The sequence below is a fragment of the Bradyrhizobium sp. genome (assembly GCF_049691595.1).
Lineage (GTDB): Bacteria > Pseudomonadota > Alphaproteobacteria > Rhizobiales > Xanthobacteraceae > Bradyrhizobium.
This window is the reverse complement of the sequence record NZ_JBAVNZ010000464.1, coordinates 1-12186: the sequence shown is the minus strand read 5'-3', so window position 1 is coordinate 12186 and position 12186 is coordinate 1. Positions and strand designations below refer to the sequence as shown.

12 protein-coding genes are annotated in these 12186 nt (G+C 64.4%); 9 read left to right on the top strand and 3 right to left on the bottom strand.

All coding sequences use genetic code 11. The features are described 5' to 3' along the window. Nucleotides 1–136: 136 nt before the first annotated feature. From yihA to dapE, 7 genes are all read left to right on the top strand, one after another. Nucleotides 137–787 (top strand): ribosome biogenesis GTP-binding protein YihA/YsxC, encoded by a 651-nt coding sequence (yihA, locus tag WCE35_RS19580; RefSeq protein WP_424594972.1) that lies wholly within the window; start codon nucleotides 137–139, stop codon nucleotides 785–787. Beyond that, the gene (locus WCE35_RS19575) at nucleotides 787–1158 is read left to right on the top strand and encodes a DUF423 domain-containing protein (protein WP_424594971.1); all 372 of its coding nucleotides are present in this window, start codon (nucleotides 787–789) and stop codon (nucleotides 1156–1158) included. Before yihA ends, WCE35_RS19575 begins: the two co-directional genes overlap by 1 nt. Nucleotides 1159–1407: 249 nt before the next feature. Beyond that, the gene (gene argB / locus WCE35_RS19570) at nucleotides 1408–2301 is read left to right on the top strand and encodes an acetylglutamate kinase (protein ID WP_424594970.1); all 894 of its coding nucleotides are present in this window, start codon (nucleotides 1408–1410) and stop codon (nucleotides 2299–2301) included. 77 nt (nucleotides 2302–2378) lie between these two features. After that, nucleotides 2379–3365 (top strand): DUF1036 domain-containing protein, encoded by a 987-nt coding sequence (locus WCE35_RS19565; RefSeq protein ID WP_424594969.1) that lies wholly within the window; start codon nucleotides 2379–2381, stop codon nucleotides 3363–3365. Nucleotides 3366–3534: 169 nt separating this feature from the next. Continuing rightward, nucleotides 3535–4230 (top strand): pyrimidine 5'-nucleotidase, encoded by a 696-nt coding sequence (locus WCE35_RS19560; protein WP_424594968.1) that lies wholly within the window; start codon nucleotides 3535–3537, stop codon nucleotides 4228–4230. 213 nt (nucleotides 4231–4443) lie between these two features. Beyond that, nucleotides 4444–5289, top strand: coding sequence for a 2,3,4,5-tetrahydropyridine-2,6-dicarboxylate N-succinyltransferase (gene dapD, locus WCE35_RS19555; protein WP_424594967.1), 846 nt, complete (start codon nucleotides 4444–4446; stop codon nucleotides 5287–5289). Between the two features lie 248 nt (nucleotides 5290–5537). Next, nucleotides 5538–6704 (top strand): succinyl-diaminopimelate desuccinylase, encoded by a 1167-nt coding sequence (gene dapE / locus WCE35_RS19550; RefSeq protein ID WP_424594966.1) that lies wholly within the window; start codon nucleotides 5538–5540, stop codon nucleotides 6702–6704. A gap of 64 nt (nucleotides 6705–6768) precedes the next feature. Here the strand turns inward: dapE and truA are convergent, their stop codons facing one another. From truA to def, 3 genes are all read right to left on the bottom strand, one after another. Further along, entirely contained in the window at nucleotides 6769–7506 is a 738-nt protein-coding gene (gene truA / locus WCE35_RS19545) for a tRNA pseudouridine(38-40) synthase TruA (protein ID WP_424594965.1), read from the bottom strand. 134 nt (nucleotides 7507–7640) lie between these two features. Continuing rightward, the gene (fmt, locus tag WCE35_RS19540; RefSeq protein ID WP_424594964.1) at nucleotides 7641–8573 is read right to left on the bottom strand and encodes a methionyl-tRNA formyltransferase; all 933 of its coding nucleotides are present in this window, start codon (nucleotides 8571–8573) and stop codon (nucleotides 7641–7643) included. A 208-nt stretch (nucleotides 8574–8781) separates the two neighbouring features. Continuing rightward, nucleotides 8782–9309 (bottom strand): peptide deformylase, encoded by a 528-nt coding sequence (def, locus tag WCE35_RS19535; RefSeq protein ID WP_424594963.1) that lies wholly within the window; start codon nucleotides 9307–9309, stop codon nucleotides 8782–8784. Between the two features lie 187 nt (nucleotides 9310–9496). Between def and WCE35_RS19530 the strand changes: the two genes are divergently transcribed. Together WCE35_RS19530 and WCE35_RS19525 are read left to right on the top strand one after the other, a co-directional pair. Then, the gene (locus tag WCE35_RS19530; protein ID WP_424594962.1) at nucleotides 9497–10702 is read left to right on the top strand and encodes a DNA recombination protein RmuC; all 1206 of its coding nucleotides are present in this window, start codon (nucleotides 9497–9499) and stop codon (nucleotides 10700–10702) included. A 40-nt stretch (nucleotides 10703–10742) separates the two neighbouring features. Then, nucleotides 10743–12110 carry an AmpG family muropeptide MFS transporter gene (locus tag WCE35_RS19525; protein ID WP_424594961.1) on the top strand — a complete coding sequence of 456 codons (1368 nt, stop codon included), beginning with the start codon at nucleotides 10743–10745 and terminating at the stop codon, nucleotides 12108–12110. Nucleotides 12111–12186: the final 76 nt, after the last annotated feature.

The following is a 12186-nucleotide window of genomic DNA, read 5'->3' as shown; positions in this document are numbered from 1 at the left end:
CTGATCTTATTGGTTCCGGAAAAACGTTAAATCCACCCCGCGGTTCGTTGTTTCATCCACCAGGGTCGGCCGTTAGGTCGGTACAGAACTCGCAATGACGGTCGAGCCGCCTTCGCTCCCTAACGGAATCCTTCGCATGATCGCCGAATCCGATGCTGACCTGATCGAACGGGGACGAAAGCTGTTTGCCGGCGACTGGCATTTCATCTGGGCCTCGCCCTCGGTCGAGACCCTGCCGCCGATGGCCGGCCTCGAAGTGGCCTTTGCCGGCCGCTCCAATGTCGGCAAATCGAGCCTCATCAACGCCCTCGCCGGCCGCAACGCGCTGGCGCGGACTTCGCACACGCCGGGCCGCACCCAGGAACTGATCTTCTTCGAAGGCCCGGACCAGACGGGGCTTCGCCTCGTCGACATGCCGGGTTACGGCTACGCTTCCGCGCCAAAGGCAAAAGTCGCCGCCTGGACCGCGCTGATCCACAAATTCCTGCAGGGCCGCAGCACGCTGGCGCGGGTCTATGTGCTGATCGATGCCCGCCACGGCATCAAGGACGTCGATCTCGACGTGCTGAAGACGCTGGATAAATCGGCCGTGAGCTATCAGGTGGTCCTCACCAAAGCCGATCAGGTCAAGCCGGCCGAACTGGAGCAGCGCATCGCCGAGACCGTCGCGGCCCTCGCCAGGCACCCCGCGGCCTTTCCGGATATTTTGGTGACATCCTCGCGCTCGGGCGCGGGCATGCCGGACTTGCGCGCCGCGATGGTGCGTCTGCTGGAAGAGCGCCGCTGATGGGCCGCCTGTTCCGCATTCTGATCGTGCTCGCCGCCATCATGGGCGCCGACGGCGTCATATTGGCCGCGGCGTCCGCGCATCAGACCGACGCGTCGCGGCTGGCGTCGGCTTCCTCGATGCTGCTGTTTCACGCCACCGCCGTGCTCGCCATCGTGGCGCTCGCCGGGCGCGGTGCCATCGATGTCCGGATCGGGATCGCGGCCGCATTCGGTTTTGTGGTCGCATCCGCCTTGTTCGCCGGCGATCTGACGCTGCGCCAATATGCCGGCCACAGCCTGTTTCCGATGGCCGCTCCCGCGGGCGGAACGCTTCTGGTCGCGAGCTGGCTGGCAGTGGCCGTGGCGGCGGCATGGCCAAGGCGCGGTTGAGGCAGGCCAGCTATATCGTGTCCCGGACGCGGTGCAACGCCCTTTGCGCTGCTCCGCAGAGCCGGGACCCACCTTCACCTCCATGGACCCCGGATCAGCAGTGCACCACGCCGCAAGAGCGGCGCGCTGCGCTGCATCCGGGGAACGCCCGGTGGTTTGCGGGAGGAGTAAAGGAACAGCGCCACTTTGCGCCCTGCCCGCCAATCAGATAGAACCCGCCCGTCCTTACCGCGAACGAGACCCGCTTCCATGACCGACACGCCCATCAGCCCGCTCGATCAGGCCCGCATCCTGTCCGAGGCGCTGCCGCACATGCAGGAATATGACGAGGAAACCATCGTCATCAAATATGGTGGCCATGCCATGGGCGCGGAAGACACCGCCAAGGCCTTTGCCCGCGACATTGTGCTGCTGGAGCAGACCGCGATCAATCCGGTGGTCGTGCATGGCGGCGGACCGCAGATCGCGACCATGCTGAAGCGGCTCGGCATCCAGTCGGAATTCGCCGCCGGCCTGCGCATCACCGATGCGGCGACCATCGAGATCGTCGAAATGGTGCTGGCTGGCTCGGTCAACAAGCAGCTGGTCGGCTTTATCAACGAAGCCGGCGGCAAGGCGGTCGGCCTCAGCGGCAAGGACGCCAACATGGTGAAAGCGTCGAAGGCGACGCGCACCATGGTCGATCCGGATTCGCAAATCGAGAAAGTGGTCGATCTCGGTTTCGTCGGCGAGCCCGAAAAGGTCGACCTGACGCTGCTCAACCAGTTGATCGGCCATGAGCTGATCCCGGTGCTGGCGCCGCTGGCGACATCGGCGGGCGGACAGACCTTCAATGTCAACGCCGACACCTTTGCCGGCGCCGTCGCCGGCGCCCTCAAGGCCAAGCGCCTGCTGCTTTTGACCGACGTTCCCGGCGTGCTCGACAAATCGAAGAAACTGATTCCGGAGTTGTCGGTCAAGGACGCGCGCAAGCTGATCGCCGACGGCACCATTTCGGGTGGCATGATCCCGAAGGTGGAGACCTGCATCTATGCGCTCGAGCAGGGCGTGCAGGGCGTCGTGATCATCGACGGCAAGATGCGGCACGCGGTGCTGCTCGAATTGTTCACCAATCAAGGCACCGGCACGCTGATCCACAAGTGACCCGCGCGAACCCATCGTCCCCGATCATCAGGCGCCGCTTGCGCGCAAGGGTACGGCGATCGCTTTCGCGCACCCTGTTGGCGCTGCCGGCCGCGGCAATCTCGTTCCTGTTCTCTGTCGCCCCGGCGTTCGCTGATCTAAAACTCTGCAATCGCATGAGCTATGTGGTCGAGGCCGCGATCGGCATCGACGACAAGGCCGCTACCGCGACGCGCGGCTGGTTTCGCATCGACCCCGACGCCTGCCGGGTGGTGGCGCAGGGCACGCTCGCCGCCGACCGCATCCTGCTCAACGCCCGCGCGCTCGGCGTCTATGGTTCCTCGCCGATCCCGCAGAACGGCGGCGACACGCTCTGCGTCGCGCCGGACAATTTCGTGATCGCGGCGGCGCGCCAGTGCCGTGCCGGGCAGACGCCGGCACCCTTCACCCAGATCGCGCCGACGCGGACCGACGACGGCCATCTGGTCGCCTACCTCGCCGAGGACAGCGAATATGACGACGAGCAGGCCCGGCTGGCTGGCATTCAGCGGCTGCTGGTGATCGCGGGCTATGACGCCGCCCCGATCGACGGCGTCGACGGGCCGAAGACGCAAGCCGCGCTGACTGGGTTCCTGAAGAGCCGCGGGCTGAGCGCGGATGTGGTGCAGTCGCAAAATTTCTTCACCACCATGATCGACGCGGTGCAGTCGCCCTCCTCGACCGGGCTGACCTGGTGCAACGACACGCCGCACAAGATCATGGCTGCGGTCGCCACCGATGACGGCAAGGCCGTCACCAGCCGCGGCTGGTACCGGATCGATCCCGGCAAATGTCTGCACCCCGACGTCATCGGCCAGCCCAGACAAATTTTCAGTTTCGCCGAAGCCGTCGACGGCGAGAACCGCACGGTCAAACTCCGGGACAAGCCGCTGAACTGGGGCGGCACCACCCAGCTCTGCACGCGCGAGAGCAAGTTCGAGATCAACGAACAGGGCGATTGCGGCAACCGCGGCCTCGTCGCGATCGGCTTCGTCGCCGTCGACATGAATAGCGGCGGCAAGACGCTGCGCTTTGCCATGCCATGATGAAAGCGCCTCCAGCCGTCGTCCCCGCGAACGCGGGGACCCATAACCACCGGCCTGGATTTTTGCCACTAACGCCAACCAAAATCGAAGGCAACCGGCACCGTGCACACCAGCGACCGACACGGCGTATGGGTCCCCGCGTTCGCGGGGACGACGAGTTGAGAGAGCGATGAAGACACCCCGCGGCTTCACCCGTATCGACACCTGGGTGTTCGACCTCGACAACACGCTATACCCGCACCACGTCAACCTGTGGCAACAGGTCGACCAGCGGATCGGCGAGTTCACCGCGAATTTCCTCGACGTATCGGCCGAGGAAGCAAGGCGGATCCAGAAGGACTATTACCGCCGCTACGGCACCACCATGCGCGGCATGATGACCGAGCACGGCGTGCGCGCCGACGACTTCCTCGCCTATGTGCACCAGATCGATCACTCGCCGCTGCAGCCAAATCCGGCGATGGGCGCGGCGATCGCCAGACTTCCGGGACGCAAGCTGATCCTGACCAACGGTTCGACGGACCATGCCGACAAGGTTTTGGAGCGGCTCGGCCTGGCTGCGCATTTCGACGCGGTGTTCGACATCATTGCCGCTGAACTGGAGCCGAAGCCGGCGCCGCGCACTTACGACAAATTCCTGCGGCTGCACGGTGTCGATCCCGCTACATCGGCGATGTTCGAGGACCTCGCCCGCAACCTCGTGGTGCCGCACCTGCTCGGCATGACCACGGTGCTGGTGGTGCCGGATGGCACCAGGGAGGTGGTGCGCGAGGACTGGGAGCTGGAGGGCCACGACGCCGCTCATGTCGATCATGTCACGGACGATTTGACGGGGTTTTTGCAGAGGCTGAGCGCGCGGCCGTAATTTTTTCGTCGTCCCTGCGAAAGCAGGGACCCATACGCCGCGGCCTATCGGTTAGACGATTGGGCAGACGTCTTTTCCAAGCAGTCAACATCGGTGGTTATGGGTCCCTGCTTTCGCAGGGACGACATCGGAGAGAGCCTTGACTCTCTCTCTCCAAATCCCGAAAAGCCTTCCAAATTGCCTCATAACATCCCGCGCCCCAAGGAATCCCCGATGTCCCTCGCCGCCCTCGAAGCCACCGTCAACACCGCGTTCGATGCCCGCGACGGCATTTCGACGGCGACCAGGGGTGAAGTCCGCGATGCCGTGGATCATGCGCTCGATCTGCTCGACAAGGGCGAGGCACGCGTTGCCGAGCGCGAGGCCGGCGGCAAGTGGAAGGTCAATCAGTGGCTGAAGAAGGCGGTGCTGCTGTCGTTCCGGCTGAACGACATGAGCGCGATTTCCGGCGGGCCCGGAGCAGCGTCATGGTGGGACAAGGTGCCCTCGAAATTCGACGGCTGGGGCGAGAACCGCTTTCGCGACGCGGGTTTTCGCGCGGTGCCGGGTGCCATCGTTCGCCGCTCGGCCTTCATCGCCAAAAACGTCGTGCTGATGCCGTCCTTCGTCAATCTTGGCGCCTATGTCGATGAAGCGACCATGATCGACACCTGGTCGACCGTCGGCTCCTGTGCGCAAATCGGCAAGCGCGTGCATATTTCCGGCGGCGTCGGTATCGGCGGCGTGCTTGAGCCGCTGCAGGCCGAGCCCGTGATCGTCGAGGACGATTGCTTCATCGGCGCCCGCTCGGAAGTCGCCGAAGGCGTGATCGTGCGCAGGGGCGCGGTGCTGGCGATGGGCGTTTTCCTCGGCGCCTCCACCAAGATCGTCGACCGCGAGACCGGCGAGACCTTTGTCGGCGAGGTGCCGGAATATGCCGTGGTGGTGCCGGGCGCTTTGCCGGGCAGGCCCTTGAAGAATGGCCAGCCCGGCCCCTCCACCGCCTGCGCGGTGATCGTCAAGCGCGTCGACGAGCGCACCCGCGCCAAGACCAGCATCAACGAGCTGTTGCGGGATTAATCGAACCCAAGATTAATCGAACTCTGGGCTTCCGAGCGCGGACAATACTTCGGACCGCGGGCTGTACCCGCCATCCGGGGGTTGCGATTGGACCAGGCCCGGTTTCCTTTCGACTTCGACGGCCGCATCAACCGCGCCCAATGCGCTCGCCCCTCGCGACACAAGGTCGCGCCGGGACCAGCCCAGCGAGCTGGAATTTGTACCGCACAGCGCTGGCCCATCGCCCGCGTCGCATGTTAAGCGAGGGCATGAACGATGCCGTTTCCATTGCCCGCGACCTTGTCCGTTGCCCATCCGTAACCCCGGCCGATGCCGGCGCGCTCGGCGTTCTCGAAAACCGCCTGAAAGCCGCCGGCTTCGCAGTGCACCGCGTCACCTTCAGCGAGCCCGGCACCGCCGACATCGACAATCTCTATGCCCGCATCGGCATGACCGCGCCGCATCTCACCTTCGCCGGCCATACCGACGTGGTGCCACCCGGCGACGAGGCGGCATGGACCCACGGCGCGTTCGCGGGCGAGGTCAGGGACGGCTTTCTCCACGGCCGTGGCGCCGTCGACATGAAGGGCGGCATCGCCTGCGGCGTCGCCGCGGTGCTGCAATATCTCGCCGACCATGGCGGCAAGCCGCGAAAGGACGGTGGGGGCTCGATTTCGTTCCTGATCACCGGCGACGAGGAAGACATCTCGGTCAACGGCACCGTGAAGCTCTTGCAATGGGTGGCGGCACGCGGCGAGAAATTCGACCATTGCGTGCTCGGCGAGCCCAGCAATGTCGAGGTGTTGGGGGACTGCATCAAGATCGGCCGCCGCGGCTCGCAGTCAGGCACGCTTTACGTTGACGGCGTGCAGGGCCACGTCGCCTACCCGCATCGCGCGGCGAACCCCGTGCCGGATATGGCAAGGCTGATCGTGGCGCTCAGCGATGAGCCGCTCGATCATGGCAGCGCGCAATTCCAGGCGTCGAATCTCGAATTCACCTCCGTCGATGTCGGCAACACGGCCAGCAACGTGATCCCCGGTCAGGCCCGCGCCAAATTCAACATCCGCTTCAACGACCACCATACCCAGGATTCGCTGCGAAAGCTGGTCGAGGAGCGCCTCGCCAGGGTGACCGGCAACCGTATCCGCGCGCGGATCGTGTGGGAGTCATCGAACTGCAACGTCTTTGTGACAAAACCCGGCCCCTTCACCGATCTGGCCGTCTCGGCGATCGAAGAGGTGACCGGTCGCAAGCCGGAACTCTCCACCAGCGGCGGCACTTCGGATGCGCGCTTCATCTCGAGCTATTGCCCGGTGATCGAGTTCGGCCTGGTCGGCCAGACCATGCACCAGATCGACGAGCGCACGCCGGTGTCCGATCTGGAGAAGCTGACGAAAATCTATCGCGGGGTGCTGGATAGGTATTTCGGGTGAGGCGTTCTTCTCCCTCGCCCCGCTTGCGGGGAGAGGTGAAGCAAGCGCCGCCATCACGACAACATCAATACTCTACCCGCACCAGATAGAGTCCCTCCGGCGGCGCGACCGGGCCGCAGGCGGCGCGGTTACGCGCGGCCAAGGCCGCCGCGAGATCGTCGGCGCTCCAGCGGCCTTCGCCGACCCAGACCAGCGACCCCACCATCGAGCGCACCTGGCTGTGCAGGAATGAGCGCGCCGAGGTCAGAATCGAAACGGCGTCGCCTTCCCGGATGACGTCGAGTTGATCCAGCGTCTTTTCCGGCGATTTCGCCTGGCACTCGGTGTCGCGGAAGGTCGTGAAATCATGCTTGCCAACCAGCCGTTGCGCGGCTTCCTGCATCGCGTCCGTATCGAGATGCCGCGGCAGCCGCCAGCTCCGCCCGATATCGAGCGCAAGGTTGGCGCGGCGATTGCTGATGCGATAGAGATAATGCCGCTTCCTGGCCGAGAAACGCGCCTCGAACGTGTCGGGCACGATCTCCGCGCTGAGCACGCCGATCGGATGCGGCCTCAAGTGCGCGTTCAAGCCATCGCGAAGGCGCCCTGGCGGAAAATGCTTTTCGACATCGCAATGCGCGACCTGCGCCAGCGCATGCACGCCGGCATCGGTGCGGCCCGCGCCATGGACGCGAACCGTTTCGGAGCAGATCGCCTTGACCGCGGTTTCCAGCGCGCCCTGCACCGACGCGCCGTTATCCTGGATCTGCCAGCCGCAGAACGGCGTGCCATCATATTCGATGGTGAGCTTATAGCGAGGCATATGGGCGCAACGATCTATCTGGCGTCATTGCCGGGCTTGACCCGGCCATTCCATCATCTTCGTGAGAGTCTTCTGAAGATAGATGGATACGCGGGTCAAGCCCGCCTATGACGAGTGGGGCGCGTATGACAATCTCACCCAAATCTCGCGCCCGCCTTCAGCGGCGTGCCGCGTAGGAAATCAGCGGCCTTCATCGGCGCCTTGCCGGCGCGCTGCAGCTCGAGAATCCGGATCGCGCCGTCGCCGCAGGCAATTGTCAGGTGATCGTCGAGCAGCTCGCCCGGCGCGCCTGTCGCTTCGACCTGTTCGCAGCGCAGGACCTTGATACGCACCTGTTCGCCTTCGGGAACAATCTCGCACCATGCGCCGGGGAACGGCGACAGGCCATGAATATGGCGCAGCACCGCGCGCGCCGGCCTGTTCCAGTCGATCCGCGCTTCGGCTTTTTCGATCTTGGCAGCGTAGATCACGCCCTGTTCGCTTTGTCTGGTGAGCCGCAATTCGCCGCGTTCGAGCGCGTCGATGGCGCGCGCCATCAGACCGGCGCCGAGCGGCGCCAGCGCGTCATGCAGATCGGCCGCGGTCATCGCGTCTGAAATGGTCAGGCGCGCGGCCATCGCAAGATCGCCGGTATCAAGGCCGACATCCATCTTCATCACCATCACGCCGGTCTCGGCATCGCCGGCCATGATGGCGCGGTTGATCGGCGCGGCGCCGCGCCAGCGCGGCAGCAACGAGGCGTGCAGGTTGAAGCAGCCGAGCCTCGGCGCATCCAGGATGGCCCGCGGCAGGATGATGCCATAGGCGACGACCACGGCGGCGTCGGCATGGTGCGCGCGAAACGCCTCGAGCGCTTCCGGCGTCTTCAGCGTGGCCGGCGTCAGCACGGGAATGCCAAGTCGCCGCGCCTCCTGCTCGACAGGCGTCGGCTGCAGCTTCATGCCGCGCTTGGCCGGCTTAGCGGCGCGGGAATAGACGGCCACGATCTCATGGCCATTGTCGCGAAGCGCACGCAGCGTTGGCACCGCGAAATCCGGCGTGCCCATGAAGATCAGGCGGAGGGACATTGTATGGAAATACCCAAGAATGACCGAGTTCATTCGTCATGGCCGGGCTTGCCCGCCTTCGCTAAAGCTTCGGCGGACTAACACTGGGAAGCCCGGCGAAGCCTTGGCGTAGCCGGGTCCCGGCCATCCACGTCCTTTGTATCGTCAAGAAAGCAAGACGTGGATGCCCGGCACAAGGCCCGGCACGACGACCGAGAGAATCGCGATGCTACTCCGCTGCCCTCTTCGCAGCTTTTGCAAACTTCTTCAGCACGCGGTCGCGCTTCAGCTTCGACAGGTAATCCACGAACAGCACGCCATTGAGATGATCGATCTCGTGCTGGATGCAGGTCGCAAACAGGCCGTCGGCGTCCTCCTCGTGCACCTTGCCGTCGAGATCGGTGAAGCGCACCCGTACCTCGGCGGGCCGCTCGACCTCCTCGTAATATTCGGGGATCGACAGGCAGCCCTCCTCGTAGACCGAGGTTGCTTCCGAGGACGAGACGATTTCCGGATTGATGAAGACGCGCGGGCGCGGCTTGCTCTCGCCGTTCTCCTCGCGCTTGGCGAGATCCATGGTGATCAGCCGCAGCGGTTGCGCGACCTGGATCGCGGCAAGTCCGATGCCCGGCGCGGCATACATGGTCTCGAACATGTCGTCGGCGAGCTTGCGGATTTCCGCCGTCACTTTTTCGACCGGTTTGGAGACGAGCCGCAACTGCTTGTCCGGCAGGATGATGATTTCTCGGAGTGCCATGATTTCTCTAAGTGCCTGACGGGCGATTTAAGCCGCCGGTTTGCCGGGGTCAATGCGCGCCGGAACCCGTTAACGCGGGCTTAAGCATGATTTTTAAGACCGCGTTAACCACGAAAATTAACCGGTGATTCACCATTATCGTTCCCTCTTCGTTCGCGCAGGCGCGCGAATCGGCTACAAGCAGGCCATGAACGAGATCATTGTTGTACTCGGCGACTGGCCGGTCCGCACCGTGGAGGCGCTGATCGGCTTCGGCGCGCTTGCCCTTTTGCTGTTGCTTGCAATCGCCATCGTGATCGCGCGATCGGGCCGGCGCGGCGCGGAACTGGCGATGGCGCAGGCGATCCGCGCCGACGAGCTCGAAGAGCGCCTGAGCGAGATGCTGCGCGCCCAGAGCGAATCCGCCGGCCGGGTCGATGCGATGGGCCAGGCGCTGGCCGGCCGCCAGGCCGAGATGGCGCGCGCCGTCAACGAGCGGCTGGATTCGGTGACCCATCGCGTCGGCCAGTCGATGGAGCAGACCACGCGCAACACCATGGACTCGCTGCGCGTGCTGCATGAGCGGCTCGGCATCATCGACAATGCGCACAAGAATCTCACCGACCTGACCTCGCAGGTAACGACGCTGCGCGACGTGCTGGCCAACAAGCAGTCGCGCGGCGCCTTTGGCCAGGCGCGGATGGAGGCGATCGTCCAGGACGGCATGCCGAAAGGCGCCTACGAATTCCAGTACACGCTCTCGACCGGCAAGCGCCCGGATTGCGTGGTATTCCTGCCGGACCAGCGCCCGCTCTGCATCGACGCGAAATTTCCGCTGGAGGCGATGACCGCGCTGCATGACGCGCGCTCGGACGAGGAAAAGAAATACGCCACGCAGCGGCTGCGCGCCGACGTCCTGAAGCATGTCGGCGATATCGCGGAAAAATACCTGATCGCCGGCGAGACCCAGGATACCGCGCTGATGTTCGTGCCGTCGGAATCGGTCTATGCCGAAATCCACGACGGCTTCGACGACGTGATCCAGAAGGCCTATCGCGCCCGCGTGGTGCTGGTGTCGCCCTCGCTCCTGATGCTGGCGATCCAGGTGATGCAGCAGATCCTGAAAGACGCGCGGATGCGCGACGCCGCCGACCAGATCCGCACCGAAGTGCTGAACCTCGGCGACGATCTGGAACGGCTGCGTGACCGCGTGCTGAAACTGCAAAAGCATTTTGGCGACGTCAACGAGGACGTACGCCAGATCCTGATTTCCGCCGACAAGATCGAAAAACGCGCCGGTCGGATCGAGGAGCTGGATTTCAGCAAGACCGACGCGCCGGTGGAAACCCCGCACATCGTCAAGGGCCCGCCGGAACTGTTTCCCGTGCCGCGCAAGCTGCAGGCAGGGGAGTAGATGGGCGCTATCATCGCCCGAATCTGCTAGCACTGCGGGCATGGCCGTACCGAAACCCATCCCCAAGCCAGCACAGTCCCGCCCATCCTGGCGCGCAGGGCTGTCGGTTTACCTGCAGCCCCGCGTGCTGATCGTGATGTTGCTGGGTTTCTCGGCTGGGCTACCGTTCTCGCTTGCCGGCCAGACGCTGCAGGCCTGGATGACCGAGAGTGGCGTCGACATCAAGACCATCGGCCTGTTTGCAGCCATCGGCGTGCCTTATCTGGCGAAGTTCGCCTGGTCTCCTGCCGTCGATGCGCTGGATGTGCCCTTGTTGTCGCGAATCTATGGCCGCCGTCGCGGCTGGCTGCTCCTGACACAGCTCATGCTGATTGCCGCGATCGGTCTGCTCGCGCTGTCCGATCCATCGCGCTCTCCGGCGCTGGTGGCGCTTGCGGCGTTGCTTGTGACGACAGCTTCCGCCACGCAGGACATCGTCATCGATGCCTTCCGGGTCGAAAGCCTGCCGGATGAGGAACAGGCCGCAGGCATGGCATCATACGTCGCAGCCTATCGAATCGCGGCCCTGGTTTCCGGAGCTGGCGCGCTGTTCTTGGTTAGCGGCCTCGTAAGCCTCGGGCTGGACAAGCAGCATGCCTATGGCGCCACCTATCTGATGATGGCGCTGCTGGTTCTGGTCGGAATTGTTGCGACTCTCGCCGCGACCGAGCCGGCGCAGTCCGTTCCTGTGGAGGCCGATCACGCGGCCCACGCTCAGGAAAACGCGTTGCGTCGGCTCACCATAACCGCCATCGCCAGCTTCAAGGATTTTTTCAGGCGCGACGCGGCGGTCGCCATCCTGTTGTTCGTGACCCTGTTCAAGCTTGCCGACGCGCTGGCGGCCGCGATGACGACGACCTTCGTGCTCAAGATCGGATTTTCGCGGATCGAGCTCGCCACCATTGTCAAGGGGGTGGGTTTCGCGGCAGCCCTGCTCGGCGGCTTTGCCGGAGGATTTGTCGCCCGTGCCTACCCCCTTCGCACCAGCCTCTGGATCGGAGGTTTGTTGCAAACCGTCGCCATTCTGGCCTTCTCCTGGCAGGCGATCGTTGGCGCGGACGCCCGCTGGCTTACCTTTACGATCGCGGCCGAATACTTTACCGGCGGCGTAGGCACCGTAACCTTCGTCGCCTACCTGTCCGCATTGTGCAACAATCCTCTGCACACCGCGACACAATTCGCGCTACTGACGGCACTGGCTGCGTTTGGCCGCACCATATTCGCGCTCGGCAGCGGATATCTGGCGGAAGCGACCGGCTGGGCAGGTTACTTCGCGTTGTGCACCGCTTCGGCGATCCCGAGTTTCGTCCTGCTGGTGTGGCTGCAGCGGCGCGGGCATTTTGAAGCGCTGGGACCGGTGAAGGTTTAATGCCGCGTCACCACACTCCACTTCGTCACCACGGCTTCGCTCATCTGGCCGGCAGCGACGGCGCAGGCAACTTCGT